This window comes from Brevundimonas lenta (assembly GCF_014196335.1).
Lineage (GTDB): Bacteria > Pseudomonadota > Alphaproteobacteria > Caulobacterales > Caulobacteraceae > Brevundimonas > Brevundimonas lenta.
This window is the reverse complement of record NZ_JACIDM010000001.1, coordinates 479,124-505,050: the sequence shown is the minus strand read 5'-3', so window position 1 is coordinate 505,050 and position 25,927 is coordinate 479,124. Positions and strand designations below refer to the sequence as shown.

Below are 25,927 nucleotides of genomic sequence, written 5' to 3'. Positions count from 1 at the left end.
GAACGCGCCCCTTCCTTCTTTCATCAGGGCCTGAATCGCGTCCATGACCGACACCACCGCCAACGCAAACGCCGCCCTGACGGGCAACGTCCTGTTCTACGGCCAGCCGGAACCGCTGTCGCTCGAGGCCCACGCCAATCTGGGCGTCGAGCCGGTCGACAAGCCGTACGCCTTCGTCGGCCAGACCAACATGGTGCCGCTGACGGTGACCGAATTCGCCCCGGCCGCCCTGTCCTACCCGGTGATCTTCGTCGGCGAGAACAAGCAGCCGGTGGCCGTCATGGGTCTCCGCGCCGGCGAGAACCTGTTCGTCAACGAGGACGGCGACTTCCGCGCCGAGGCCTACATCCCGGCCTACGTCCGCCGCTATCCGTTCGTGTTCGCCAATGACGACACCCAGAAGCGCCTGATCCTGTGCGTCGACCGAGCCGCGTCCTTCATCAAGGAAGGCGGCTCGACCCCGCTGTTCACCGACGGCCAGCCGTCAGCCTACACCCAGCAGGCCATGGAGTTCTGCAACAATTTCGAACAGGAGCGTCAGCGCACCGAAGCCTTCGTGAAGCTGCTGACCGACCTTGACCTGTTCGACGTCAAGGAAGCCGTCTTCACCCCGCGCAACCCGGACGGCTCGGCCGCCACGCCGCAAAAGCTGGCCGAGTATTTCGCCGTCTCGGAAGACAAGCTGAAGGCCCTGCCGGCCGAGAAGCTGGCCGAGCTGCGCGACAACGGCGCCCTGGGCCAGATCTACGCCCACCTGGTGTCGCTGCTGGGTTGGGACCGTCTGATCGCGCTGGCCTTCGTCCGCGCCGCCGCCCAGCCGACGGCCGCCAACGCCTGAGGCGTGGCTGGTGGCTAGTGGCTAGTGGCTAGTGGCTAGTGGCTAGTGGCTAGTGGCTAGTGGCTAGTGAAGCCGCTCCGCTGATCGATCCAAAAAGGAAGCCCCGTCCGGTTCGCCGGGCGGGGCTTTTTCGTACTCGATCTGGAAGGCCGTCCCCCGCTAGCCACTAGCCACCAGCCACTGCGGACGCGTCAGTCCGCCTAGCGCCGCGCCAGCAGCGAGCGGGTCAGGCAGGAGAAGACCAGCCGCCCCGCCTCGTCCAGCAGGTCGTGCTGGGCGATGAGGATGCCCTTTTCGTCGCCAACCGGGTCCTTGCCCATCACCGTCATCCGGCCGCGCATCAGCTCGCCCGCGGGCGGATTGCGCATGTAGCGCAGGCCGTCGACGGCCAGCACCTTGGACTGGGCCCAGCCCGAAGCCTTGTCGGCGAACAGCCGGCTCCACAACGCATAGACCATGGCGTCCGGCGCCCCGTAGGCGGGGTCCCACCCTGGCAGGAAGCGTTCGACGAACATCTCCAGCGCCACGTCGTCGACGGCGCAGGCCCCCAGCGGCACCACCTCGCCCACGCCCAGATCCTCGAAATGGACGTGCAGGGGCTCGGTCATTCTGGCTTCCCTCAGGCGGCCGGTTCTTCGGACACACGAACCAGCAGCTTGCCGTCGTGGTCGCCGGTGAACAAGCGGTTCAGCGAGTCGAGCGCGCCTTCCAGGCCGTCGTCGACGTGGACCTTCCACTTGATCTGGCCGTTCGCCAGCCACGGGCCCATTTCGGCGACCATCTCCTTCGCCCGGTGCTGATAGTCCAGCACCAGGAAGCCCTGCACCTGCAGCCGGTGGGTGATGATCCGGCTGAAGTTCGGCGACGGCGGCATGCGCGTGGCGTTGTAGGCCGAGATCAGACCGCACACGGCCATGCGGCCATGCACCTTCAGCCGGTTCCAGACGGCGATCATGATGTCCCCGCCGACGTTCTCGAAATTCAGGTCGATGCCGCCCGGCGCCAGGCGGTCCAGGGCGTCGCCGACGTCCTCGTTCTTGTAGTCGATGGCGGCGTCGAACCCGAGCTCCTCGGTCAGCCAGCGGCATTTCTCCGGCCCGCCGGCGATGCCGATGACCCGCGCCCCGCGCGCCTTGGCCACCTGGCCGGCGATCGAGCCCACGGCCCCGGCGGCGGCCGAGATCACCAGGGTCTCGCCCTCCTTCGCCTTCAGCACATCGGTGACGCCGAAATAGGCGGTCATGCCGGTCATCCCCATGACCGACATGTTGGCGGTCAGCGGCAGGCCCGGCGCGCGATGAACCCGCGACACGACGTTGTCGGCCACCGCCGCATAGTTCGACCAGCCGCCGGCCGCGGTGGAGACGATATCGCCCGCCTTGTGCCGCTCGGATTTGCTCTCCTCGACCACGCCCAGGGTCAGGCCGCGCATGACGCCGCCCAGCGGCACGGCGGGCAGATAGCCCTCGGCCTCGTTCATCCAGGTGCGGTTGGTCGGGTCCAGCGACAGGTAGATGGTGCGGATCAGCACCTCGCCGTCGTTCAGCGCCGGGATGGGCGCCTCGACCAGCTCCAGATCGCCCGGCTTGATCAGGCCCTGCGGCCGTTGACGAAGCACCCACTGACGGTTGACGCGAGCCATGACGATCCTCCGGGTTTTCTTTGTGGACGCGCATAGACCATTTTTGCTTCAGGTCGAAACGACCTGAAGCCAAAAAATGGTCCAGCATTATGCTGGAGCGAAATCTGAGCCTTGGTGGCCTGCGCCAGCAAGGCCGATTTCGCTCTAGTCATCACCCGCGTGCGCCTGTCCAGACGGGGCAAAGAAAAAGGCGGACCGCAGAGGGTCCGCCTTAAGTGGCATCATCGAGAATGAGGCGCGGAGGCGACAGACTGGCTGTGGCCAGTCTCAAGTCGGGGGGGCGTCGCCGCCTCCGCAGACCGATAACGGCATGCCCCGAACAGGGTTCCGCCCCAGGGCGATTTTTTTTCGCCCGGCCGACGAATTCGGAACGGCTCCGCTCGCGCCGGCGTTTGACGGCCAGACCCATTTCCATGCGGGAGGCGCGCCATGACCCATCAATCCCCCCACGACAAATCCGCCGACGCCGTCCACGAAGGCCGGCCCGTCGAAGCCCAGTACGTCCGCGGCGGACGCGGCGGTGTTCGCGTCCTGACCCTGCTGGTCATTTCGGCCGGTCTGACGGCGATCCTGCTGCTGGGCATGTGGTTCGTCAGCCAGGGCGGTTTCGCGCGCACCAACGCCAATATCGGCGACCAGGCGGTCGACGCCCAGGCCTTCGACAAGTCGAGCGACGCAGCCCCGTCGACGAAGTCGGATGCGCCACCCGTCACCGCCGGGCCGGTGGTTCCGCCCACCAGCTCGACGCCGCCGAACAAGCCGGCGCCCGCCTCGCCCTACTGAACCGGCGCCGCCCAAACGAAAGCCCCGGCCGATCGCTCGGCCGGGGCTTTTTGTCGTCCGACGCCTGGAAACCTACGCGGCTTCCCTCTGGCGCGACGGATGGAAGAACAGCGCCTGGCTGATCGCCGCCTTCACCGTCTCCGGCTGGAACGGCTTTGTGATCAGGAAGGTCGGTTCCGGACGTTCGCCGGTCAGCAGGCGTTCCGGGAAGGCGGTGATGAAGATCACCGGCACGTCGATCCGCTTCAGGATGTCCTTCACGGCGTCGATGCCCGACGAGCCGTCGGCCAGCTGGATGTCGGCCAGCACCAGACCCGGGCGGTGGCGTGCGACGGCGTCGACGGCCTCGTCGTGAGTGGTGGCGGTGCCGGTCACGCGGTGACCCAGCTCCTTCACCAGGCTTTCGATGTCGGCCGAGATGATGGCCTCGTCCTCGATGATCAGAACGTCGGTGGCCAGTTCGGCGTCGATGTCCGACTGGGCTTCCGAGATCAGGCGTTCGACGTCGGTGGCGTCGGCGTCCAGGATCTGGGCCGCTTCCGAAGGCGTGAAGCCTTCAAGGGCGGTCAGCAGGAAGGCCTGGCGCGAACGGGGCGCGATGCGCATCAGGCGGCCCGAAGCGTCGTCGCGACCTTCGATGCCGCTCTTGTCCTCCAACTGGGCGCCGGTCGAGGCCCAGATGGCGTGGAACACATGATAGAGAGCGACCCGCGGAGTCATCTCGGCGGGAAGCTGGCGTTCGCCGGCGGCGAGGGCCTCAAGGGCGACCCGGACGTAGTTGTCGCCCGTGGTCTGATCCCCGGTCAACGCACGCGCGTACCGACGGACATAGGGAAGGTGCGGCGCAAGGCGGGCCAACAGGCTCATACTTCGTAGTCCCCGACTGAGATTTCTTATCGGCCCCTGGCAACGGGACCCTTACAGTTCCGCTCAACGTATCAAATACGCCACGGTTCCCCCATAGTGCCGCAAGCTTGAGCATATTTCGGTTCCATATGAGGAACCCTCGGGACGGGCTGGCGTTTCTGCCAGTCTACAACAGCGTCAGGGTGGCGACCGTTTTATCAATGACAGAAAATCCAACCCCCCCGGGCAAGCCGCCCAAGGGCGCCGGCCTGGAGGAGGCTCGCCTTCGTCAGCAGGCCATCGGCGTCAAGCTGCGGCATATGTTCGACGAGGTCGTGAATGAGCCTGTCCCGGACGAGTTCCTGGACATCCTTCGTCGCGCGGACAAGCGCGCTTCAGGCGAGGGCGGCGCATGAGTGGCGTGTCCCCCCCGCCGCCCAAGCCTCCTTCCGCCGACGATAACGCTTTCAAGAAGGAGCTTGTCGCGCTGATCCCGCATCTGCGGGCGTTCGCGCGCACCCTGACGGGCGATCCGACGGCTGCCGACGATCTGGCGCAGGACGCCATGATGAAGGCCTGGGACGCGCGCGCCAGCTATCAGATGGGCACGAACATGAAGGCCTGGACCTTCATGATCCTGCGCAACCAGTTCTATTCCGAAAAGCGTCGCTCGTGGCGTCAGTCGCAGCTGGACCAGGAGGCGGCCGAACGCACCCTGGTGGCCGTCGACGATCCGGAATCGCCGGTGGCGCTGGACGAACTTCGCCTGGCCCTGGCCACCCTGCCGGAAGAACAGCGCGAAGCGCTGATCCTCGTCGGCGCGGGCGGCTTCGCCTACGAGGAGGCCGCCGAGATCTGTCAGTGCGCCGTCGGCACCGTGAAGAGCCGGGTCTCCCGCGCCCGCAAGGCGCTGCAGGCCACGCTTGAAAAGGGCGGCTACGCCCGCGACGGGCGCGCCGCCGGCGACGCCATGCGTTCCATTCTGGCAGATGCGGATCGCCTGAGCAGCGTCCGGGACTGATCGGGTGGTCCTGATTGGACGAGCGCTCGGACGGGGCCTGGCCCCGCCCAGATTCCAGGGCATTCGTTTTCGCCTTGGCGTCGCGCTCGCCCTCGCCCTGTTGCCAATCCTGCTGCTGGGCGCCTTCCAGGCCCAGGCGCAGTTTCGCGCCCAGGACATAGAACGCAGATCCGACCTTCAGCTGGCGGCCGAACGCACGGCCGCCAGCGCCAAGGCGCGCCTCGACAGCACCGGCGTCCTGCTTCAGGCCCTGCGGCCCGAGGCGCTGGAGATCTTCTGCGAGGCGCGGCTGTCGGCCCTGGTCACCCAGCTCGAGGGCCTCGACGGCCTCGCCCGACTGACGCCGACCGGTCAGACCGCCTGCGCCTCACAGGGCCTGGCCAGGGCTCCGCCCGCGTGGCTGGCCGAGGCCCGCAGCAGCATCTGGTTCCAGCGGCTTCGCGCGGGCGAAAGCACGGTGCTGGCGCGCGCGCCCGGGCAACCGGGCCAGCCGCCGCATCTGGTGGTGGCGCTCCGGCTGGAGCGTCCGCTGGGCGCCTTCGACGGGGCGATGATCGCCCTCATCCCGCTGTCGGCGCTGCAACCGAACGTCGCCGACCCGGCCCTGCCGCCGGACTCCGAAGCCGCCCTGACCGACGCCGACGGCAAGATCCTGACGGCCACGAACATGGAGGCCTTCACCCTGTCGGGGTCGCGCGGCCTGACCGGCTGGGTGCAGCGCGCCCGGGCCAGCGGATCGGCCATCTTCGAGGGCCGGTCGGACGGCCGCCACCGCATCTTCGCCGGCGCGGCCGTGGCCGGTCGCGACGTCTACGCCCTGCTGTCCGCGCCCGCGCCGGGGCTGCTGTCATGGGCGCGACTGAATCCGTTCAGCCTGGTGCTGGCCCCCCTGCTGGCCTGGGGCCTCGCCTTCGGCATGGTCATGTGGGTGTCCGAACGCATCATCGTGCGCTGGCTCGACTACCTGGAGCGCATCGCCGCCATCTACGCCCGCGGCCGTTTCTCCGTCCGCCCCATCCAGGCGGTGAACGCGCCGTCGGAAATCCGCGTGCTGGCCAAGACGCTGGACGAACTGGCCGAGACCATCACCACCCGCGACGCCGCCCTGCTGTCCTCGCTGGCGGAGAAGGACGCGCTGATGCGCGAGATCCATCACCGGGTGAAGAACAACCTGCAGATCATTTCGTCCCTGCTGTCGATGCAGCAGCGCGCGCTGAAGGACGCCCCGGCCAAGGCCGCCGTCGGCGACACGCGCCAGCGCATCGCCGCCCTGGCCCTGATCTATCGCACCCTCTACCAGAGCGCCGACCTGCGCTACGCCGACGCCCGCATCTTCCTGACCGAACTGGTCGGCCAGCTGATCGCCAGCGAAAGCGGCAAGGGCTACCTCGTCACCTCGTCGGTCGAGGCCGACTCCCTCGTCGTCGACCCGGACAAGCTGGCCCCGCTGGCCCTGTGGCTGGTCGAGGCGGTGACCAATGCGCAGAAGCACGCCTTCGCCGGACGTGGGGGCGATCTGAAGGTCCGCTTCAAGGTCAACGGCGACACCAGCGTGCTGGAGGTCCAGGACGACGGACCGGGCGTCAGCGAGAGCGTTCGCGCCGGCGTCGGCCGTACCCTGATGGGCGCCTTCGCCAAGCAACTGCGCGGCGAGGTCGACTTCCTGCCTGTCGAGGGCGGGGGCACGATCGCGCGCATGACCTTCGCCACGCCCGAGGCCGTGGTCCCGGTCGACCCCGCCGATCTGGGAACCCCGCCAGCACCAGGACGTTGATTGTCCGTAGCCTCCCCGGCCTCACGGAGCACTGAAACGATGCGCAAGATCTTCATTCTCGTAGCCACCGCCGCGGCTCTTACGGTCGCGGCTTGCAACACCGTCTCGGGTGTCGGCCAGGACGCCGCCGCCGCCGGCAACGCGGTCACCACCGCGGCCGAAGACGCCAAGCACTAACGACGAATACGGTTCCCGGGCAGCGGTTTCCCCCCCGACTCGCCGTCCGGATGAAGAAGGCCCGCCGGTTCCCCCCACCGGCGGGCCTTTGCTTGTCTGAAGCCCTCTTGCGCGGGCCGTCCCGCCCTCTAGCATCCGCCCTCGAAAGGCGTCCGTCAGAGACGCCCTGAGGGGAAGCGATCCATGACGACCGAAGCGGCGCAAGCCAAAGAGGGGCCCGGCCTCAAGACCGTGGTCACGGCCTCGGCCGCGGGCACGGCGTTCGAATGGTATGACTTCTTCGTCTTCGGCTCGCTGACCACCATCATCGCCCGCCACTTCTTCGCCGATGCCGGCGAGACCGTCGCCTACATCATGGCCCTGCTGACCTTCGGCCTGGGCTTCGTGGTCCGGCCGCTGGGCGCGCTGGTGTTCGGCTGGTTCGGCGACCGCACCGGCCGCAAGACCACCTTCCTGGTCACCATCACCCTGATGGGTCTGGCCACCGTGGCCATCGGCCTGCTGCCCGACTACTCGCAGATCGGGCTGGCCGCGCCGATCCTGCTGCTGATCATGCGCATGCTGCAGGGCTTCGCCCTGGGCGGCGAATACGGCGGGGCGGCCATCTATGTCGCCGAGCATTCCCCGATCAAAAAGCGCGGCTTCCTGACCGGCTGGATCCAGACCACCGCCGCCGCCGGCCTGATCGGCGCCCTTTCCGTCATCCTGATCACGCGCGCCGCGCTGGGAACCGAGGCGTTCGACGCATGGGGCTGGCGCATCCCCTTCCTGCTGTCGGCCCTGCTGCTGGCGGTGTCGCTGTGGATCCGGCTGAAGCTGAACGAAAGCCCGGCCTATCAGCAGATGGAGGCCGAAGCCTCCGACAGCGACCACCGCGCGCCCTATCGCGAGGCCTTCCTGACCTGGAAGAACGGCCGCTTCGTCCTGATCGCCCTGTTCGGCATCATGATCGCCCAGGGCGCCGTCTGGTACTGCGGCTATTTCTACACCCGCTTCTTCATGGAGCGGGTGCTGAGGGTCGACACCAACACCGTCGACCAGCTGGTGCTGGCCGTCACCGTCGCCTCGGCCTTCCTCTACGTCTTCTTCGGCTGGCTGTCGGACAAGGTCGGGCGCAAGCCGGTGATGCTGTTCGGCATGATCCTGGCCCTGATCGCCTTCTTCCCCGGTTTCGAGGCGCTGACCCGCGCCGCCAACCCGGCCCTGGCCGAGGCCCAGGCCGCCGCCCCGGTCACGGTCGTCGCCGACCCCGCCACCTGCGCCCTGCAGTTCGACCCCGTCGGCAAGGCCACCTTCGCCAGCTCGTGCGACCTGGCCAAGAGCGTGCTGTCCAACGCCGGCGTCTCCTACAGCAACGTCGCAGCCCCGGCCGGATCGCTGGCCGTGGTCCGCGTCGGTTCGACCGAGGTCGCCTCGGTCGAGGGAACGGGCCTGCCGCCCGCCGAGCTGAAGGCCGCCCGCACCGATGTCGAGACGCGCATCAAGGCGGCGCTCGCCGAGGCCGGCTATCCGGCGAAGGCCGATCCGGCGCGGATCAACATGCCGTTGGTGTTCGCCATCCTGATGATCTTCATGGTCGCCGCCACGGCCCTGTACGGCCCGCAGGCCGCGGCCCTGGTCGAGCTGTTCCCGACGCGGGTGCGCTACACGGCGATGAGCCTGCCCTACAACATCGGCACCGGCTGGGTCGGGGGGTTGCTGCCCGCGGCCAGCTTCGCTCTGGTGGCGTGGTCCGGGAATATCTATTTCGGCCTCTGGTACTCGATCGCCTTCACCCTGGTCGCAGTCATCGTCAGCCTGCTGTGGCTGCCGGAGACCCGGGGCCGGGACCTGAACACGATCGGCGACTGACGCGTTCTTTCCGTTCCTCCCCGAACTGGATACCGGCCAATGACGACCCAAGCCCGCGACGCCGGCCTCAAGCTGCTGCGCGAACACGCCCTGATCGCCGGCGAGGCCGTCACCGGCGCCTCGCGCATCGCCGTCGATGATCCCGCCACCGGCGAGACCATCGGCCACGTGCCCGATCTGGGCGTCGCCGAGACGGAGCGCGCGATCGCCGCCGCCGTCGACGCCTTCCCGGCCTGGTCACGTTCGGACCCGCACAAACGCGCCGCCTTCCTGCGCGAATGGGCCCGGCTGATCGACGAGAACGTCGACGGCCTGGCCGCCCTGATGTCGCTGGAGAACGGCAAGCCGTTCGAGGAGGCGAAGGGCGAGGTCGCCTATTCCAATGGCTTCATCAAATGGTTCGCCGGCGAGGCCGAGCGTCTGCTGGGCGAGACCCACGACAGCCCGCTGGGGCACGTCATCGTCACCTTCCGCGAGGCGGTCGGCCCCTGCGCCCTGATCACCCCGTGGAATTTCCCGGCCGCCATGCTGGCGCGCAAGCTGGGCCCCGCCTTCGCCGCCGGCTGCACCGCCGTGGTCAAGCCGGCCAGCCAGACCCCCTTCACCGCCATCGCCCTGGCCGAGCTGGCCGACCGCGCCGGCCTGCCCAAGGGCGTGCTCAGCGTCGTCACCGGCGACGCGGCGACCATCGGCGGCGCCCTGACCGCCTCGCCCGCCATCCGCAAGCTCAGCTTCACCGGCTCCACCCCGGTCGGCCGCAAGCTGGCCGCGCAGTGCGCCCCGACCCTGAAGCGGGTGTCGATGGAGCTGGGCGGCGCCGCGCCGCTGATCGTTTTCGCCGACGCCGATCTGGACCTCGCGGTGGCCGAAACCATCAAGGGCAAGTTCCGCAACTCGGGCCAGACCTGCGTCTGTCCGAACCGCGTCTATGTCGAGGCGTCGGTCGCGGAAGCCTATGCGAACAAGCTGGCCGAGGCCGTGGCGCAGATCCCCGTCGGCGCCGCCTTCGAGCCCGGCGTGAAGGTCGGTCCGCTGATCGAGGACAAGGCGCTGGCAAAGGTCGAGGATCATCTGAAGAAGGTGCAGGCCTCGGGCGGCAAGGTGCTGACCGGCGGCGGACGCCACGCGCTGGGCGGCCGCTTCTTCCAGCCGACCGTCACGCTCGGCGGCGACGACAAGCTGTTCCGCGACGAGGAGACCTTCGGCCCGCTGATCCCGGTCTTCCCGTTCGACAACGAGGACGAGGTTCTGGCCAAGGCCAACGACAGCGAGTTCGGCCTCGCCTCCTATCTGTTCACCCGGGACCTCGACCGCGCCTTCCGCATCGGCCGCCGCATCGAGGCGGGCATGTGCGGGATCAACACCGGCCTGATGTCGACCGCCGTCGCCCCGTTCGGCGGCGTGAAGTCCTCCGGCTACGGCCGCGAAGGCTCGACCCACGGCATCGACGAATACGTGGACATCAAGGCCCTGACCCTGGCGCTGAAGTAGGGATCAGACCTTCTTCAGGCCCCGACCGAAATCGGCGACATCCGACAGGTTCCAGCTTTCACCCTCAAACCAGAAGGTCGTAAGGGCCTCATGATTAAGGGCCACCCACTCAAGCGCCTTGGGCGCGACACGAGCCAGATCTCGCGGGTCAAGACTGCTCGCGAGGACGCGCGGGTTGGGGCCGATCGAGATGGAGGCGCTCGGCTGATGCCGGCCCGCCTTCAGGTACAGTTTGATGCGCGGTCCGTGCTGGCCCAGCGCGGTCGAAATGAAGATGGTGGCGAGCACCCCGGTCCAGTCGGGCGGGAGATTGGCCATTTCGAAAACATCCTCCTCGCCCAGCGCGCGCAACTCCTCGTCGAGGGTCGGCTCGCGATCCGTCCAGACAGCGATGTTCTCGTGCACGGCCATGCCGTGGATAAGGGCGCTCCCCCAAAGCGAAGTCAAACCCCGGCCGCCTATCCCAGATAGTCAGAGCCGGCGGAAATTCTGAAATTCCGGCCCGGTATTGCGTCATCCGGCCCTGGTCACCTGTGGGGTATCAGCCGCTGTCAAACCGGCAGCGCGCCCCGCTTGACCACCGTCCGCATGGCCACGCTGGAGGAGACACGGGTCACGCCCGGGATCCGCGTCAGCTCGCGCGAGTGGACCCGCTCCAGGTCGTCGACGTCGCGCACCACCAGCCGCAGCAGATAGTCCGAGCCGCCGGTCATCAGATAGCATTCGACCACCTCCGGCACGGTCGAGATGGCCGTCTCGAACGCCGTCAGCGAGGCCTCGGCCTGGGACGACAGGGTGACGGTGACGAAGACGCTGATCGGCAAACCGACCGCCCGCTCGTTGATGATGGCGGCGTAGCGGCTGATCACCCCCTCGGTCTCCAGCGCCCGCAGGCGGCGCAGGCAGGCGCTTTCGGACAGGTTCACGGTGCGGGCCAGATCGGCGTTGGTCATCCGCCCGTCGCCCTGCAGGGCGCGGATCATGCGCCGGTCGGTGTCGTCGAGGGTGATGGCGGAAATCGTCTTCAACGTCGGCCTCGTTCGCAGATTCTGCGAATGTACGCCGTTCAGTCGGCGAAAAGAACAGGAACCTGCGCGAGGACCGCCGCTAGATTGCGCGCGAAACGCGGTCGCCGCAGAGCGGCCCGTCATCGGTCAGGCAGAGGAAAAGCCCCATGCGCGTCGGCGTCCCCAAGGAAATCAAGAAGAACGAGCACCGCATCGGCCTGACGCCGACCGCCGTGCGCGAGTACGTGGCCCACGGCCACACCGTCTCGATCGAGACCGGCGCCGGCCTCGGCGCGGGCTTCACCGACGCCGACTACAAGAAGGCGGGCGCCCAGATCGTCGCCGACGCGAAGACGATCTTCGCCGACAACGACATGATCGTGAAGGTGAAGGAGCCGCAGAAGGTCGAGTGGGAGATGCTCCGCGAAGACCAGATCCTGTTCACCTACCTGCACCTGGCGCCCGACCCCGAGCAGACCAAGGGCCTGCTGGCGTCGAAATGCGCCGCCGTCGCCTATGAGACCGTCACCGACGCCAAGGGCGGCCTGCCGCTGCTGGCCCCGATGTCCGAAGTCGCCGGCCGCATCGCCGTCTTCTCGGCCGCCGAGACGCTGCTGAAGCACAACGGCGGCATGGGCCTGCTGTTCTGCGGCGTCCCGGGCGTGGCCCCGGCCCGCGTGCTGGTGCTGGGCGGCGGCGTCGTCGGCCTGAACGCGGCCCGCATGGCCATGGGCCTGGGCGCTGAAGTGGTCGTTCTCGAACGCTCGATTCCGCGCATGGCCTACATCGACGAAGTCACCCAGGGCCGCGTCATCACCCGCTACTCCTCGATCGGCGCGATCGAGGAAGAGATGGTCAAGGCCGACGTCATCGTCGGCGCCGTGCTGGTCCCGGGCGCCGAGGCGCCCAAGCTGATCAAGAAGGACCAGTTGAAGCAGATGAAGCCGGGCTCGGTCCTGGTGGACGTCGCCATCGACCAGGGCGGCTGCTTCGAAACCAGCCACGCCACGACCCACGAAGACCCGACCTACGTCGTCGACAACGTCGTCCACTACTGCGTCGCCAACATGCCGGGCGCCGCCCCGCGCACGTCGTCGGAAGCCCTGAACAACGCCACCCTGCCCTTCGGTCTGGCCCTGGCCGACCACGGTCTGGAAGCGCTGAAGAAGGACCCGCACCTCGCGCGCGGCCTGAACGTCCTCAAGGGCGAGATCACCTACCCCGCCGTCGCCGAGGCGATGGACATGCCGTGGAGCGATCCGTTCGGCGTGTGGGCCAAGGGCTGATCTACATTTCTAGCTTGTCGGCGTCCGTGTGCCGGACTGTCGAGAAGTCAGGGTGAGCCATCCAGTGGCCGTGGCGTTCGCTGAACGCCACGGTCGCTTCAATTTCGAGGCCAGGCTCATAGAGCTGGACCCTGTCGCCTTCCGCCAGGGGCGTGGGAAGCGCTGCGATGTCCTCAAGCGATCTGGACAGCCACAACGCATAGCGATCGCCGCCGCCACTCAAACCAGTAGCGACACCCCGCCGCCGGACAGATCGGCGCTCGCGTCCGCGATCCCGCGATCCATGGCGGCGACGACGCCCTTCAGCTCGCGGGCCTCGTCCGGCGACAGGGCGTCATCGTCGGTCGGCGCCTTGTCCGCCGCCTGCCGGACCAGCGCCTTGAGCTCCGCCGCCATGCGCCGGACCTCGCTCATGAAGTCGTTGTTCGCCTGGGCCTCGCCGCTACGGCGCGACATCTCCGCGGCGCGCGCGTTCGCCTCGTCGATGGCCTGCTGATAGGGGTTGGCCGACTTGCCGGCGGCCTCATCCTTGCCGTCCGCCTTCATTTCGGCGGCCGCTTCCTGGCCATCCGTCCCGGCTGGCGCGCCATCGGCGTTGGCCACGTCCCCGCCCTTGCCTTCCGTCGGCGTGCCTGCCGGAGCAGACGTCGGCGCCGCCGCAGCCGGAGCGCCGCCCGCGTCCATGCCCGACGTCACGCCCCCGGCCGCGGCATAGGCCTTCACCGCCGCGCCCAGCTCCCGCGCCAGCTGCGCCGCCAGCCGCGCCGTGCCCTTCGGGTCGACCGACGCCATGCCGCGCAGCATCTGCAGCCGCGCCTTCAGCTGCTCGATCTTCTGGCGCGCGATCGCCTTGCGCTCTTCGGACGCCTGGCTGTTGCGCTGCTTCAGACTTTCGACCGCCGCCTTCGCCTCGCGCAGCTTCGCCTCGGCCGCGGCGGCCTGGCGTTCCTCGCGCGTCTTCTCCGACGCTGTGGGCGTCGTCAGCATGTTAAACAGGCTGGCCGGGCTGATGTTCACGCGCCGGAGCGTCCGCTGATCCTGTCGGGCTGTAAACCTGTGACGCTTGCCTGCCTGTAAATCGCCGCTCTCTTGCGGCATAAGCCCGCGATGAAGTTTCTCGACCAGGCCAAGATCTATCTCCGCTCCGGCAACGGCGGCGCAGGCTCCGTTTCCTTCCGCCGTGAAAAGTTCATTCCGAACGGCGGTCCGGACGGCGGCGACGGCGGCAAGGGCGGCGACGTCTGGATCACGGCCGTCGACGGCCTGAACACCCTGATCGACTACCGCTACCAGCAGCATTTCAAGGCCCAGACCGGCCATCACGGCCAGGGCCGCCAGATGCACGGCGGCAAGGGCGAGGACGTGCTGCTGAAGGTTCCGGTCGGCACCCAGGTGCTGGACGAGGACAAGGAGACGGTCCTGCTCGACATGGACCGGCCCGGCATGACCGAACTGCTGCTCAAGGGCGGCAACGGCGGCTGGGGCAACGTCCGCTTCAAGGGCCCGCAGAACCAGGCGCCGACCTACGCCAACCCGGGCCAGGAAGGCCAGGAGCGCTGGGTCTGGCTGCGCCTGAAGCTGATCGCCGACATCGGCCTGGCCGGCCTGCCCAACGCGGGCAAGTCGACCTTCCTGGCGGCGGCGTCGGCGGCCAAGCCCAAGATCGCCGACTATCCCTTCACGACCCTGACCCCCAACCTGGGCATGGTCGACCTGTCGCCGTCCGAGCGCTTCGTCATCGCCGACATTCCCGGCCTGATCGAGGGCGCGTCGGAAGGCGCCGGCCTGGGCACCCGCTTCCTCGGCCACGTCGAACGCTCGGCCTCGCTGATCCACCTGATCGACGGAACCCAGGACGACGTCGTCGCCGCCTACGAAATCATCCGCCACGAACTGGACGCCTATGGCGAAGGCCTGGCCGACAAGACCGAACTGCTGGCGCTGAACAAGATCGACGCCCTGACCCCGGAACTGCGCGAGGAAAAGGCCGCCCAGCTGGAAGCCGTCGCCGGCCGTCGCCCCTACCTCGTCTCAGGCGTCTCCGGCGAGGGCGTCACCGAACTGCTCCGCGCCGCCTGGAACGAGGTCCGCAAGACCCGCGGCGAACTGATCCGCGTCGACGAAGAGGACGAGGGTGTCATCGAGACGCCGGGCGGCTGGACCCCCTGACGGTCAGGCCACCCGCGTCCATTCCATCACCCAGTTCCAGTCCCAGGTCTGACCGCCATCGCGCGAGACGCCCTGGCGCCAGCGGCATGAGGTCGGGGTGATCCGGTCCCAGCTGCCGCGATAGGTCACCGGCTTGCCGTCCTCGGTCTCGTTGGTGTCGAAATCGCCGACGCCGTCGACGAACCGGCCCGGCGTCCCTGTCGAGCCCGGCACGCCGACCTTGGCGTTCATCCAGAAGTCCAGCCAGACGCCGTTGGCGGCGTCCAGGGTCCGCAGACCCATGCCGCTGAAGTCGCGGGCCGGGATGCGCAGCTCCTCGACGCTGGCGGTTCCGCCGAGGATGCTCCAGCAGGTCGCCTCGCCCTCGAACGCATCCCACTCGCCGGGCGCCTTCAGGCGGCGGTGGCTGATCCTCCACTCGCCGGACAGGAAGTCGAACTCCCCGGCCCGCGCCGGCGGGGCCTGCATTGGCGCGGCGGCGAGCAGGGCGGGCGCGACGGCCAGGCCGGCGGCCGATTTCAACACGGCCCTGCGGCCCGGTTTCGATGCATCGGTCATGACGTCCCTCCTGTGGTCGGAAGGCATCCTCGCTCCGGTTCCCTGACATCGGGCGTCAGGTATTCCGGACGCCGCGCAAATTGGCCGGCGGGACGGGTCGCGACAGCTTCGCCGCCGCGTGTTAGGGCACAGGTGAGCATAAGTCCGCGCGAGCCCGCCTTGTCCTTCTTCCACGCCGGTCCTGCAGCCAACGCCTCCGGTCCCCGGCGCGGGGCCCTGCGTGACGGACTGGACCTGCAGCCCGGCATGACCGTCGGCGTCTTCGGCGGCTCCTTCAATCCCGCCCACGACGGCCACGCCCACCTCGCCGAAACCGCGCTCAAGCGGCTGGGTCTGGACCGCATCGTCTGGCTGGTGTCGCCGCAGAACCCGCTGAAGGACCCCCGCGACAGCGCCCCCCTGGCCGAGCGCATGGCCTCGGCGCGCAAGGCGGCGGCCCTCGCGGCGTCGGGCCCGTCCATGATCGTCTCGGACTTCGAGACCCGGGTCGGCACGCAGTGGACGATCGACACCCTGCGCGCCCTGACCGCCCGCCACCCCGGCGTCCGCTTCGTCTGGCTGATGGGATCGGACAACCTGGCGACCTTCCACCGCTGGCGCGGCTGGACCGACATCATGCGGCTGATGCCCGTCGCGGTGATCGCCCGCCCAGGCTCGCTGCAGGACAGCCGGACCGCTCCGGCCGCCGCCCGTTTCGCCTCCGCGCGGGTGCCGGCGGAGCACGCCCGCGGCCTCGCCCGGATGCCCGCGCCGGCCTGGACCTGGCTCTCCGCGCCGCTCAATTTCCGGTCATCGACCGCCCTGCGTCAGGCCGCCCGGCGGGGGGCGGGTGACGCCACGCCGGGTTCATGCTAGGTTGCCCCTTTAGTAACCACCCCCGGAGCCCTCCGCTGACCCCCTCGACCGCGCACGATGCGCACGACGCCGCCGTCTCCAATACGGCGCATGAGATGGACGCCATCGATCCCATCCGCCCCGAAGACGGTCAGCAGGCTCCTCTCCCCGTCGGCTCGACAGAGCTCGAACAGGCGATCCTTTCCAGGCTGGACGACGACAAGGCGCAGGACATCGTCCTGATCGACCTGCGCGGCAAAAGCCCCATGGCCGACGCCATGATCGTGGCTTCCGGCCGGTCGCACCGCCACGTCGGCGCCCTGGCCGATCACCTGCAGCGGCTGATGAAGGAACAGGGCCTCGGCAAGGTGAAGGTCTCGGGTCTGCCGCACTGCGACTGGGTGCTGCTGGACGCGGGCGACGTGATCGTCCACCTGTTCCGTCCGGAAGTGCGCACCTTCTACAACATCGAGAAGATCTGGTCGGTCGACAGCGGCCACCGCGTCGACACCCGCGCCTGATCCACTGACCGTATGAAGCTCGGCGTCATCGCCATCGGCAAGCCGGGGCGGGGGCCCGAAGCGACGCTGGCGGCCGACTACGCCGAGCGCGCGACCCTCGCCGGTCGCGCCCTTGGGCTCGGTCCGCTCGAGCTCATCGACCTCGAACCGCGCAAGGCCGGCAAGTCCCCCGAGGCCGAGCTGATCCTCAAGGCCGCCGAGGGCGCGCATCTGATCGCCTGCGACGAGCGCGGCCGGACCTTCTCCAGCCGCGCCTTCGCCGACCACATCGCCATGCTCAGGGACCGAGGCGAGCGCCGCCTGGTGTTCGCCATCGGCGGGGCTGACGGGCTGGACGAAAGCGTTCGCGCCGCCGCCGGCTCGACCCTCGCCTTCGGGCCCCAGACCTGGCCCCATGCCCTCGCCCGCGCCATGCTGGCGGAACAGCTGTATCGCGCCGTGACTATCCTGGCCGGATCGCCGTATCACCGCGACTGATGCGTCGCCCGCTGATCCTCATCGCCGCCTTCGCCCTCGTGGCCCTGCCCGTCGCCGCCAGCGCGCCGCAGACGGGCGACATCGCGCGCCTGCAGGCCGAGTTCCGGGACGAGCAGGCCCGCGCCCGCCGCCTGCGCGCCGAAGCCGACGACGCCGCCGCCGAGATCGCCGGGCTGGAGCGCGAACTGACGTCCCTGCGCAGCGCCGTCTCCGCCGACGACGATCTGATCGCCGCCCAGCGCGCCCGTCTGCGCGAACTGGGGACGCGGGAGGCCGCCCTGGTGGCCCAACTTTCCGTCGCCCGCGGCCGCCAGGCCCGTCTGCTGTCCGCCCTGCAGATGATGAGCCGCAAGCCGCCGCCGCCCCTGCTGGTGCCCGCCGACAAGGCCATCGACACCGTCCGCGCCAGCATCCTGATGCGCGCCGTCACGCCCGAGCTTCAGGCCCGGGCGAAAGCCCTGTCCGACCGCCAGGCCGAGATCATCCGCATCCGTCGCCTCGCCGCCCTGAACAGCGAGCAGCTGTTCACCTCGGAAAGCGCCCAGGGCGACCGCCGTGCCGGGATCGAGGCCCTGTCCGCCCGCAAGACCGCGCTTCAGGCCGTGCTTCGCGCCGAGGCCCAGCAGGCCGAACGGGCCGGCCGCGTGCTGGAGGCCCGCCTGCGCTCGCTGGGCGCCGCCGTGCCCGGACCGGAGACCGAGACCACGACCTCCGTCGCGCGCCTGCCCGCCGGGCGCAGCAGCCTGACCCCGCCGGTCGCCGGCGCGCCCTCGGTCCGCTTCGGCCGCGGCTCTAACGGCTGGCGCTGGCGCGCAGACGGGGCCGAGGCCCGCTCGCCCGCCGCCGGGCGGGTCGCCTATGTCGGTCCGCTGGAAGGCTGGGGCGAGGTCGTCATCGTCGACCTCGGGCCCGGCTGGCGCGCCATCGTGGCGGGCCTGGAGGAGACCTCGGTCGAGACCGGCGCCCGGGTCTCGGACGGCCAGGTCCTGGGCCGCAGCGGGGCGGACGGCGAGGTCATCTTCGAACTGCGCCGCGACGAGCGCGCCGTCGACCCCGCGCCCTGGCTGCGCTGATCCTCAGGTCGTCACCCGACAGGGGCGAATCCGCTTTCCATCGCTCGATGACGCTGATTTTATTCGGCCACCGGGCGTCGGCCACGATTTGGTCTTCGCGGGGTATGCTAACTGCCACCGACACGGCCGCCTTTCCGGCCCGCTGAAGAAGAACTCGAATGCGCAAGTTGCTGATGATCGGCGCCGCCGCCGCCACCGTGGTCGGTCTCGGAGCCGCGACCGCCGCGGGCCAGACGCCGCGCAACGAAGCCTTCCGCATGATCGGGCTGTTCGGCGACGTGCTGGGCATCGTCGAACAGGCCTATGTCGTCCCGGTCGACGACAAGAAGCTGATCGAGGCCGCGCTGCAGGGCATGATGGGCGCGCTCGACCCGCACTCGAACTATCTGCCGCCGGACGGCTATGGCGAACTGCGCGAGCGCACCGAGGGCCAGTATTCGGGCGTCGGCCTGACCATCACCTCCGAAGGCGGTCTGGTGAAGATCATCTCGCCGATGGACGGCGGCCCGGCCGCCCGCGCCGGCGTCCAGGCCGGCGACGTCATCTCGGCCATCGAGGGCCAGAGCGCCTCGGGTCTGACCGTCAGCCAGGTCTCCGAAAAGCTGCGCGGCGCCGTCGGCACCTCGATCCACGTCACCTTCCTGCGTGACGGCGAGGAGCCGCGCGACGTCACCCTGACCCGCGAGGTCATCCGCATCGAGTCCGTCACCGGCCGCGTCGAGGGCGACTTCGGCTATCTGCGCATCTCGACCTTCAATGAGAACACCGGCCGCGAGCTGACCGAGACCATCACCAGGCTCAAGCGCGAGAACCCCAACCTCAAGGGCTACGTCCTCGACCTGCGCAACAACGGCGGCGGTCTGCTGGATGCGGCCATCGCCGTGTCGGACGCCTTCCTCGAGCGCGGCGAGATCGTCAGCCAGCGCGGCCGCAAGCCTGATCAGATCATGCGCTACGCCGCCCGTCCGGGCGACCAGACCAACGGCCTGCCGCTGGTCGTGCTGATCAACTATGGCTCCGCCTCGGCGTCCGAGATCGTCGCCGGCGCCCTGAAGGACCACCAGCGCGCGACCGTCGTCGGCCTGACCAGCTTCGGCAAGGGTTCGGTGCAGACGGTCATCCCGCTGCGCGGCGGCGCCGACGGCGCCCTGTCGATCACCACGGCGCGCTACTACACGCCGTCCGGCGCCTCGATCCAGAAGATCGGCATCGAGCCGGATCTTGAGGTCGCCCGCAGCGAGGCCGAGGCGCGCATCGTCTCGCGGTCCAGCTTCATCTACTCCGAAGCCGCCTACGCCACGGCTCTCGACGCCTCCATCGGCGCCGAGCGCAAGGGCGCCCATACGCCCAACGAGGCCCCGGGCGAAGGCTACGACAAGGAGAAGGACTACCAGCTGGAGCGCGCCTTCGACGTGCTGCGCGCCGGCGGTCAATTGGCCCAACTGGGCGCCGCGCCGGAAGGCATCGTCGTCACCCCGCGCGATCAGCAACGCGCCGAGGTCGCTCCGGCGGAAACGCCCGCGGAATAACTCAGGCCGTCGAGGCCGGAGCCGCGGGGGCGCGGCACGCCACCTCCGTGCCCGGGGCCGGGTCGGTCTCGCCGGGCGGCAGCGGCGCGACCATTCCTTCGGTCATGCCCTTCGTCCACCATTGCAGGCCGTCGCCCTGGTAGCGCGCGCCGTCGGCCGAGATCACCGTCGTCATGGCGTGGGTCTTGCCGTCATAGACGACCGAGGCGTTCTCGCCCGTATAGGTCGCCACCAGCGTCTTGCCGTTGTCGCAGGTGTAGGTGACCGGGCCGGCCGGCGTCGGCGCGGGCGTTGGCGCTGGCGCTGGAGGGCTGGTCGTGGCGACCGGCGCCTCGACGGGGGCGGGCTCCGCCGGCGCGGCGGCGGGCTGACAGGCGGCGAGGGTCGCCGCAGCGGCGAGGACGATCAGGCGTTGCGAGGGGGCCATGGCGGGCGCTCCTGAATCGGGGATGGCCAACCAACGCACGAGGGCGGCGACGGCTCCGCTCCATGCCTAACGTCCCGTTAGGCTTTCTTAACCGACCGCAGGGCAATGTTACCCACAGGGGGGCCGCTTGCGCGGAACCCGTTCGAGCGTCCAGTCCAGCCCATGTTCGCCAAGCGCCAGTCCGTCCTCGCCGCCACTGCGGGCGCGCCTCCGGTGAAGGTTCCCCTTCGCGACCGGATGGCTCCGCTTGGCCGCATCCTGAAGAAGCCCCCGGTCGCCGTGGCCGGCGCAGGCCTTCTGCTGATGGCCGCGGCCGGTCTGTTCATCACCGTGCTGGGCGATCCCCGCGCCGGCGCGCCATCGGCCCGCGTCGAGCTGAAGCGCGAGGCCCCGGCCTCGGCCCCGGTTCCGACCGGCCTTGAAGCCTTCTCCATGGGCGCAGGCGGCGTCTACGCCGACCTGACCGCCGACGGCGCGCTCGACCCGACCCAGACTGGCGAGGCCGTCATCACCCTGCCCGACGGCGCGGTCATGTCCGGCAACGGCGCGGCCGTCACCGCCCCGCGCATCGCCGCACAGCCCCTCGTCGCCGCGCCGATCGCCGGCCTGCAGCAGCCGGGCCCGGACGGCGTCCTGCCGCGCATCGCCCCGGACGGCCGCGTCCCGGCCCAGGCCTACGCCCGCCCGTTCCGCTCCAACGGCAAGCCGCGCGTCGCCGTGGTCGTCGGCGGCCTCGGCCTCAACGCCGTCACCACCCGCGCCGCCATCGAACGCCTGCCCCCGGAAGTCACCCTCAGCTTCGTGCCCTACGCCGAAGGCCTGCAGGGCTGGATCGACCTCGCCCGCGCCCAGGGCCATGAGGTGATGATCGAGATTCCGATGGAGCCGACCGGCTATCCGGCCAACGATCCCGGCCCCTACACCCTGCTGGCCTCGGCCGACGCGCCCGACATCACCGCCAAGATGAACTGGCTGCTGGGCCGCGCCACCGGCTATTTCGCGGTCACCAACTACCTCGGCGACCGCTTCGCCACCTCCGACACGGGCATGACCGCCTTCCTCGGCGTGCTGCGCGCCCGCGGCGTCGCCTTCCTCGACGACGGCTCCATGAGCCGCAAGCCGGGCGCCTGGGCCCGCGCCAGCGCCAACCGTATCATCGATGAGCAGCAGTCGCCCGCCGCCATCGTCGGCCAGCTGAACGCGCTCGAGGCTCTCGCCAAGTCGCGCGGCCAGGCCATGGGTACGGGCTTCAGCTATCCGGTCACCGTCGAAGCGGTGGCCCGCTGGACCGCCGGCCTCGACGCCCGCGGCCTGCAGCTGGCCCCGGCCAGCGCGATGACCCAGCGACCGGGGCGCTAGGGATCAGGGTCGAGGGCTGAGGATCGAGGGGCGAGGGCACCCTCTGGACATCGGCACGTCCCGGGTGTCACTCACCTCGACCCCCGCCCCTGGACCCTCGGCCCTCCCCATGACCGACCTCTCCCGCTACCGCCCCAACGTCGGCGTGGTGCTGTTCCACCCGGACGGGCGCGTCTGGTACGGCCGCCGCGCCAACACCCCCGAGCCGCACAACTGGCAGTTCCCGCAGGGCGGCGTCGATGACGGCGAGGACTATGAGGCCGCCGCCCGCCGCGAACTGGCCGAGGAGACGGGCGTCGTCTCCGCCGAGCTGCTGGCGCAGACCCAGGAATGGATCGCCTACGCCTTCCCCGCCGACTACGGCGGCACGAAACAGGCGCGCGGCTGGCTGGGCCAGAAGCAGATGTGGTTCGCCTTCCGCTTCACCGGCGACGAGTCCGAGATCGACCTCGAACAGCATGACGAGATCGAGTTCGACGCCTGGCGCTGGGGCCGCCTCGACGAGGCCCCGAAACTCATCGTCCCGTTCAAGCGCAAGGCCTATGAGGCCGTCGTGGCCTGTTTCGCAACGCTGGTGGTCTGACAATCAGATCCGCTCATCCCGGCGAAAGCCGGGACCCAGTTCTTTGGGCGATTGGTGTGTGCGGTTCTTTCGGCGCAAATCCCCATTCACCGGCCCTGCAAAAGGTCTGGGTCCCGGCTTTCGCCGGGATGAGCGGAACAACTTACTGCCCGCACCCCGTCTTCAGCACCCGCTTCGTCGACGCCGGGTACTTCGCCAGCAGCCGCGCCGGCCGGATCGGCCGCGGTGCAAACCCGCCGCCGCAGTTCGGGCACGCGCCCTTCAGAACCCCCTCCACGCAATCCGCGCAGAAGGTGCATTCGAAGGTGCAGATGCGCGCGTCCGGACTGTCGAACGGCAGGTCGCGATCACAGCATTCGCAGTTGGGCCGAAGCTCGAGCATGGCCCGAGATTAGTGCGCGGCCCCGCCCGGAGCCAGTTTGAAGATGACCAGCCCGGCCAGCACCAGCAGCGCCGCGAACACCCGCATCGGGCTCAGATGCTCGCCCAGGAACATCACGCCGACCGCGAAGGCGCCGACCGCGCCGATGCCGGTCCACACCACATAGGCGGTGCCCATCGGCAGGTTCTTCATGGCCAGCGACAGCAGGGCGAAGCTGACGATCATGAAGCCGATCGTGGCCACGCTCGGCCACAGCCGGGTGAAGCCGTCGGACTGTTTCATGAAATACGCCCAGACGATTTCCAGCAGTCCGGCGATGAGAAGATAGACCCAGGCCATTGGTCGCGGCCCTCCTTGCAAAGGGCCGGGCCGTCCCGGACTTGGCCCTCGGCCTTGCGGCCGCCGGGGCGAGGACGTGGCCTCGTCTTGCGGGGGGCTATCTAGCGCCTGGGGCCCGGGGGTCAAGTCCCGGACGGCCCGGCAAGGGTCACGATCACGATCTCCGGCGGCGCCCGGAACCGCACCGGGAGGATCGAAACCCCGACCCCTCCGGTCACGAACAGCTTGCGGCCGCCCTCGTCGTAGAGCCCGCAGGCCCATCGCTCCGACATCCGCGACGCGTGCACCAGCCGTCCAAGGATCGGGAGGTTCACCTGCCCGCAATGGGTATGGCCCGCCAGGGTCAGGGCCACGCTGTCCGGCACGTCCACGAACGGGTCGGGCCAATGCGTCAGCACGATCATCGGCGCGCCGTCAGTGACCTCCCCGAGCGTGCCGGAGACCAACGGGGGCTGTCGGGGTGAATGCATATCCGCCAGGCCCGCGATCCAGAAGGGCGCGCCAGGGCGATCAACCCGGACCGCCCGGTTCTCAAGGACTGGAACGCCGGCGCGAGTCATGGCCCCGGCTATCGCGGCGTCGTCGAACCAGGAGTCGTGATTGCCCAGCACGCCGAACGTCCCGAGCGGACTGCGCAAACCCCGGAACGCCTCGACGCCCTTAAGGATCTCCGCCTGTTCGGCGGTCGGACGCGCGCCTGCGGCCGCGTGGCCTCCGGTGTAGTCGCCCAGCAGGACGACGACGTCGGGCCTCTCGGCGTTCATCCGGGCGACGATGCGCTCGACCCTCGCCACATCGACGTGCGGCGCCGCCACATGGGTGTCCGAGATCACGCCGATGCGCAGGGGCGGTCCCCGCCATTCGGCGCTCTCCACTGTCACATGGCGGACCGTCAGCGTGGCGGGCTCGACCAGGAAGGCCCAGACCCCGAGCAGCCAGGCCGCCCCGGCGACGGCCCCCAGGACGGCGGCAAGAAAAATCCGGCGGCTGCGAAGCAACCGCCGGATCAGAAGAAAGCAGATCAGGGGACCGGCGATTACGCCAATCCATACCAGGACCAGAACGCTGTCCGGTCCCGTCATGCCGTGATCAGGCCTGCGCCACTTCCGAGGCTTTCTCGGCCAGGATGGTCAGGCCGGCCGGGGTTACGTCGGCGAAGCCGCCGTGGACCTCGAACTGGCGGCGCGAGCCGCCGTCGATGACCGTCACCACGCCTTCGCGCAGGGCGGTCATGAACGGCGCGTGGTCGGCCAGGACGCCGAAGTCGCCCTCGACGCCGGGGGCGTCGACCTGGTCCACGAGGCCCGCGAAGACCTCGCGTTCCGGCGACACCAGCGAGAAGCTGAGCTTGCCGGCCATGACTTAAGCGGCTTCCGAAGCGAGCTTCTCGGCCTTGGCGACGGCCTCTTCGATCGCGCCGACCATGTAGAAGGCGGCTTCCGGCAGGTGGTCGTATTCACCGGCCACGATGCCCTTGAACGAGCGGATCGTGTCTTCCAGCGAGACGAACTTGCCCGGCGAGTTGGTGAACTGCTCGGCCACGAAGAACGGCTGCGACAGGAAGCGCGAGATCTTGCGGGCGCGCGAGACGACCAGCTTGTCCTCTTCCGACAGCTCGTCCATGCCCAGGATGGCGATGATGTCCTTCAGGGCCTTGTACTGCTGCAGCACTTCCTGGACCGAACGGGCGACGCGGTAGTGCTCCTCGCCGATGACCAGCGGGTCCATGATCCGCGAGGTCGAGTCCAGCGGGTCCACGGCCGGGAAGATGGCCTGGGCGGCGATGTCGCGGCTCAGAACGGTCTTGGCGTCCAGGTGGGCGAACGAGGCGGCCGGGGCCGGGTCGGTCAGGTCGTCGGCGGGAACGTAGATGGCCTGGATCGAGGTGATCGAGCCCTTCTTGGTCGAGGTGATGCGCTCCTGAAGGTTGCCCATCTCGGTGGCCAGGGTCGGCTGATAGCCCACCGCCGACGGGATGCGGCCCAGCAGGGCGGACATTTCCGAACCGGCCTGCGTGAAGCGGAAGATGTTGTCGACGAACAGCAGCACGTCCTTGCCTTCCTCGTCGCGGAAGTACTCGGCCTGGGCCAGACCGGTCAGGGCGACGCGGGCGCGGGCGCCGGGGGGCTCGTTCATCTGGCCGTACACGAGGGCGCACTTGGAGCCTTCGGTCGAGCCGTTGTTCTTGGCCGGGTCCACGTTCACGTTGGACTCGATCATCTCGTGGTACAGGTCGTTGCCTTCGCGGGTGCGCTCACCCACGCCGGCCAGAACCGAATAACCGCCGTACGCCTTGGCGATGTTGTTGATCAGTTCCTGCATGGTCACGGTCTTGCCGACGCCGGCGCCGCCGAACAGGCCGGTCTTGCCGCCCTTGGTGTAGGGGCACATCAGGTCGATGACCTTGATGCCCGTGACCAGGATTTCCGACGAGGTCGACTGCTCTTCGAACGAAGGCGCCTCCCGGTGGATCGGGCGGTACATCGTGGTCTTGATCGGGCCCTGCTCGTCGATTGGCGCGCCGACGACGTTCATGATGCGGCCGAGCGTGCCCGGGCCGACCGGAGCCATGATCGAGCTGCCCGTGTCGGTCACCGGCTGGCCGCGCGTCAGGCCTTCCGAGGTGTCCATGGCGATGGTGCGGACCACGTTCTCGCCGAGGTGCTGGGCGACTTCCAGAACCAGGGTGAAGGGCTGGCCGGTCTTCTGGTCGACGTTCTGCGTCTCCAGGGCCGAGAGGATGGCCGGCAGGTGACCGTCGAACTCAACGTCAACGACGGCGCCGATGACCTGGGCGATGCGGCCGGTGGCCACGGCGGCCGAAGCCTTCGTCGTGGTCGTGGCGGCGGCGACCTTGGGGGCCTTCGGAGCGGCGGGCTTCTTGGCGGCGGGTTTCTTCGGGGCGGCGGTGTCGGTCATCGGTTCGTTCCGTTCGGAAAGTCTTGTCTGTGCAGGGGTCG

At 69.2% G+C, this 25,927-nt stretch carries 30 protein-coding genes; 17 read left to right on the top strand and 13 right to left on the bottom strand.

Features of this window, described 5'->3' with window-relative positions:
* The first annotated feature begins 43 nt into the window (after window positions 1-43).
* Window positions 44-838, top strand: a complete 795-nt coding sequence (locus GGR12_RS02575) for a SapC family protein (RefSeq protein WP_183202571.1) — start codon at window positions 44-46, stop codon at window positions 836-838.
* 200 nt (window positions 839-1,038) lie between these two features.
* On the opposite strand, the gene GGR12_RS02570 is transcribed toward GGR12_RS02575, so the two are convergent.
* Both GGR12_RS02570 and GGR12_RS02565 read right to left on the bottom strand, forming a co-directional pair.
* The gene (locus tag GGR12_RS02570) at window positions 1,039-1,446 is read right to left on the bottom strand and encodes a hotdog family protein (protein ID WP_183202569.1); all 408 of its coding nucleotides are present in this window, start codon (window positions 1,444-1,446) and stop codon (window positions 1,039-1,041) included.
* Between the two features lie 11 nt (window positions 1,447-1,457).
* Window positions 1,458-2,480 carry an NADP-dependent oxidoreductase gene (locus GGR12_RS02565; protein ID WP_183202567.1) on the bottom strand — a complete coding sequence of 341 codons (1,023 nt, stop codon included), beginning with the start codon at window positions 2,478-2,480 and terminating at the stop codon, window positions 1,458-1,460.
* 429 nt (window positions 2,481-2,909) lie between these two features.
* Between GGR12_RS02565 and GGR12_RS02560 the strand changes: the two genes are divergently transcribed.
* The gene (locus GGR12_RS02560; protein ID WP_183202565.1) at window positions 2,910-3,263 is read left to right on the top strand and encodes a hypothetical protein; all 354 of its coding nucleotides are present in this window, start codon (window positions 2,910-2,912) and stop codon (window positions 3,261-3,263) included.
* Window positions 3,264-3,335: 72 nt separating this feature from the next.
* On the opposite strand, the gene phyR is transcribed toward GGR12_RS02560, so the two are convergent.
* Window positions 3,336-4,130 carry an anti-anti sigma factor/receiver protein PhyR gene (gene phyR, locus GGR12_RS02555; protein ID WP_183202563.1) on the bottom strand — a complete coding sequence of 265 codons (795 nt, stop codon included), beginning with the start codon at window positions 4,128-4,130 and terminating at the stop codon, window positions 3,336-3,338.
* 128 nt (window positions 4,131-4,258) lie between these two features.
* Between phyR and nepR the strand changes: the two genes are divergently transcribed.
* From nepR to GGR12_RS02525, 6 genes are all read left to right on the top strand, one after another.
* The gene (gene nepR, locus GGR12_RS02550; RefSeq protein ID WP_425486212.1) at window positions 4,259-4,525 is read left to right on the top strand and encodes an anti-sigma T factor NepR; all 267 of its coding nucleotides are present in this window, start codon (window positions 4,259-4,261) and stop codon (window positions 4,523-4,525) included.
* Window positions 4,522-5,130 (top strand): sigma-70 family RNA polymerase sigma factor, encoded by a 609-nt coding sequence (locus GGR12_RS02545; protein WP_183202559.1) that lies wholly within the window; start codon window positions 4,522-4,524, stop codon window positions 5,128-5,130. Before nepR ends, GGR12_RS02545 begins: the two co-directional genes overlap by 4 nt.
* A gap of 4 nt (window positions 5,131-5,134) precedes the next feature.
* Window positions 5,135-6,904 (top strand): sensor histidine kinase PhyK, encoded by a 1,770-nt coding sequence (phyK, locus tag GGR12_RS02540; protein ID WP_484478982.1) that lies wholly within the window; start codon window positions 5,135-5,137, stop codon window positions 6,902-6,904.
* Between the two features lie 39 nt (window positions 6,905-6,943).
* A complete protein-coding gene (locus tag GGR12_RS02535; protein WP_183202557.1) occupies window positions 6,944-7,081 on the top strand; it encodes an entericidin EcnA/B family protein in 138 nt (45 codons plus the stop codon).
* Between the two features lie 183 nt (window positions 7,082-7,264).
* Window positions 7,265-8,932, top strand: coding sequence for an MFS transporter (locus tag GGR12_RS02530; protein ID WP_183202554.1), 1,668 nt, complete (start codon window positions 7,265-7,267; stop codon window positions 8,930-8,932).
* Window positions 8,933-8,971: 39 nt separating this feature from the next.
* Entirely contained in the window at window positions 8,972-10,423 is a 1,452-nt protein-coding gene (locus GGR12_RS02525) for an NAD-dependent succinate-semialdehyde dehydrogenase (protein ID WP_183202552.1), read from the top strand.
* 3 nt (window positions 10,424-10,426) lie between these two features.
* On the opposite strand, the gene GGR12_RS02520 is transcribed toward GGR12_RS02525, so the two are convergent.
* Window positions 10,427-10,834 carry a hypothetical protein gene (locus GGR12_RS02520; RefSeq protein ID WP_183202550.1) on the bottom strand — a complete coding sequence of 136 codons (408 nt, stop codon included), beginning with the start codon at window positions 10,832-10,834 and terminating at the stop codon, window positions 10,427-10,429.
* Window positions 10,835-10,974: 140 nt separating this feature from the next.
* Entirely contained in the window at window positions 10,975-11,451 is a 477-nt protein-coding gene (locus tag GGR12_RS02515; RefSeq protein ID WP_281378517.1) for an Lrp/AsnC family transcriptional regulator, read from the bottom strand.
* A 146-nt stretch (window positions 11,452-11,597) separates the two neighbouring features.
* On the opposite strand from GGR12_RS02515, the gene ald reads away from it, so the two are divergent.
* Window positions 11,598-12,716 carry an alanine dehydrogenase gene (gene ald / locus GGR12_RS02510; RefSeq protein WP_183202546.1) on the top strand — a complete coding sequence of 373 codons (1,119 nt, stop codon included), beginning with the start codon at window positions 11,598-11,600 and terminating at the stop codon, window positions 12,714-12,716.
* Window positions 12,717-12,935: 219 nt separating this feature from the next.
* Here ald and GGR12_RS02505 read toward each other — a convergent pair whose 3' ends face one another.
* Window positions 12,936-13,733, bottom strand: coding sequence for a hypothetical protein (locus GGR12_RS02505; RefSeq protein WP_183202544.1), 798 nt, complete (start codon window positions 13,731-13,733; stop codon window positions 12,936-12,938).
* A gap of 90 nt (window positions 13,734-13,823) precedes the next feature.
* Here GGR12_RS02505 and obgE point away from each other — a divergent pair, with 90 nt between their 5' ends.
* Window positions 13,824-14,885 (top strand): GTPase ObgE, encoded by a 1,062-nt coding sequence (gene obgE, locus GGR12_RS02500; protein ID WP_183202541.1) that lies wholly within the window; start codon window positions 13,824-13,826, stop codon window positions 14,883-14,885.
* Between the two features lie 3 nt (window positions 14,886-14,888).
* On the opposite strand, the gene GGR12_RS02495 is transcribed toward obgE, so the two are convergent.
* Window positions 14,889-15,443 carry a hypothetical protein gene (locus GGR12_RS02495; RefSeq protein ID WP_183202539.1) on the bottom strand — a complete coding sequence of 185 codons (555 nt, stop codon included), beginning with the start codon at window positions 15,441-15,443 and terminating at the stop codon, window positions 14,889-14,891.
* Window positions 15,444-15,602: 159 nt separating this feature from the next.
* Here GGR12_RS02495 and GGR12_RS02490 point away from each other — a divergent pair, with 159 nt between their 5' ends.
* The 5 genes from GGR12_RS02490 (at window position 15,603) to GGR12_RS02470 (ending at window position 19,877) form a co-directional block, all read left to right on the top strand.
* Window positions 15,603-16,298, top strand: coding sequence for a nicotinate-nucleotide adenylyltransferase (locus GGR12_RS02490; RefSeq protein WP_246328713.1), 696 nt, complete (start codon window positions 15,603-15,605; stop codon window positions 16,296-16,298).
* Between the two features lie 95 nt (window positions 16,299-16,393).
* Window positions 16,394-16,798, top strand: a complete 405-nt coding sequence (gene rsfS, locus GGR12_RS02485) for a ribosome silencing factor (RefSeq protein ID WP_183202537.1) — start codon at window positions 16,394-16,396, stop codon at window positions 16,796-16,798.
* 12 nt (window positions 16,799-16,810) lie between these two features.
* Complete coding sequence (rlmH, locus tag GGR12_RS02480) at window positions 16,811-17,275, top strand: 23S rRNA (pseudouridine(1915)-N(3))-methyltransferase RlmH (protein WP_183202528.1); 465 nt, start codon at window positions 16,811-16,813, stop codon at window positions 17,273-17,275.
* Window positions 17,275-18,348: a murein hydrolase activator EnvC family protein gene (locus tag GGR12_RS02475; RefSeq protein WP_183202526.1), complete on the top strand. Its 1,074-nt coding sequence runs from the start codon at window positions 17,275-17,277 to the stop codon at window positions 18,346-18,348. Before rlmH ends, GGR12_RS02475 begins: the two co-directional genes overlap by 1 nt.
* A 158-nt stretch (window positions 18,349-18,506) precedes the next feature.
* Window positions 18,507-19,877, top strand: coding sequence for a S41 family peptidase (locus GGR12_RS02470; protein ID WP_183202523.1), 1,371 nt, complete (start codon window positions 18,507-18,509; stop codon window positions 19,875-19,877).
* 1 nt (window position 19,878) lies between these two features.
* Here the strand turns inward: GGR12_RS02470 and GGR12_RS02465 are convergent, their stop codons facing one another.
* Window positions 19,879-20,304, bottom strand: coding sequence for an MliC family protein (locus GGR12_RS02465; RefSeq protein ID WP_183202521.1), 426 nt, complete (start codon window positions 20,302-20,304; stop codon window positions 19,879-19,881).
* Between the two features lie 162 nt (window positions 20,305-20,466).
* Between GGR12_RS02465 and GGR12_RS02460 the strand changes: the two genes are divergently transcribed.
* Together GGR12_RS02460 and GGR12_RS02455 are read left to right on the top strand one after the other, a co-directional pair.
* Window positions 20,467-21,663, top strand: coding sequence for a divergent polysaccharide deacetylase family protein (locus GGR12_RS02460; protein ID WP_183202519.1), 1,197 nt, complete (start codon window positions 20,467-20,469; stop codon window positions 21,661-21,663).
* A 109-nt stretch (window positions 21,664-21,772) separates the two neighbouring features.
* Window positions 21,773-22,246, top strand: coding sequence for an RNA pyrophosphohydrolase (locus GGR12_RS02455; RefSeq protein ID WP_183202517.1), 474 nt, complete (start codon window positions 21,773-21,775; stop codon window positions 22,244-22,246).
* Window positions 22,247-22,388: 142 nt separating this feature from the next.
* Here GGR12_RS02455 and GGR12_RS02450 read toward each other — a convergent pair whose 3' ends face one another.
* The 5 genes from GGR12_RS02450 to atpD form a co-directional block, all read right to left on the bottom strand.
* Window positions 22,389-22,628, bottom strand: coding sequence for a DUF1272 domain-containing protein (locus tag GGR12_RS02450; RefSeq protein WP_183202515.1), 240 nt, complete (start codon window positions 22,626-22,628; stop codon window positions 22,389-22,391).
* A 9-nt stretch (window positions 22,629-22,637) separates the two neighbouring features.
* On the bottom strand, window positions 22,638-22,967 hold the full coding sequence (locus GGR12_RS02445) for a DMT family transporter (RefSeq protein ID WP_183202513.1): 330 nt from the start codon (window positions 22,965-22,967) through the stop codon (window positions 22,638-22,640).
* 122 nt (window positions 22,968-23,089) lie between these two features.
* Window positions 23,090-24,049 (bottom strand): metallophosphoesterase, encoded by a 960-nt coding sequence (locus GGR12_RS02440; RefSeq protein WP_183202511.1) that lies wholly within the window; start codon window positions 24,047-24,049, stop codon window positions 23,090-23,092.
* Between the two features lie 7 nt (window positions 24,050-24,056).
* The gene (locus GGR12_RS02435) at window positions 24,057-24,326 is read right to left on the bottom strand and encodes an ATP synthase F1 subunit epsilon (protein WP_183202509.1); all 270 of its coding nucleotides are present in this window, start codon (window positions 24,324-24,326) and stop codon (window positions 24,057-24,059) included.
* A 3-nt stretch (window positions 24,327-24,329) separates the two neighbouring features.
* Window positions 24,330-25,886: a F0F1 ATP synthase subunit beta gene (gene atpD / locus GGR12_RS02430; protein ID WP_183202507.1), complete on the bottom strand. Its 1,557-nt coding sequence runs from the start codon at window positions 25,884-25,886 to the stop codon at window positions 24,330-24,332.
* Window positions 25,887-25,927 lie beyond the last annotated feature (41 nt).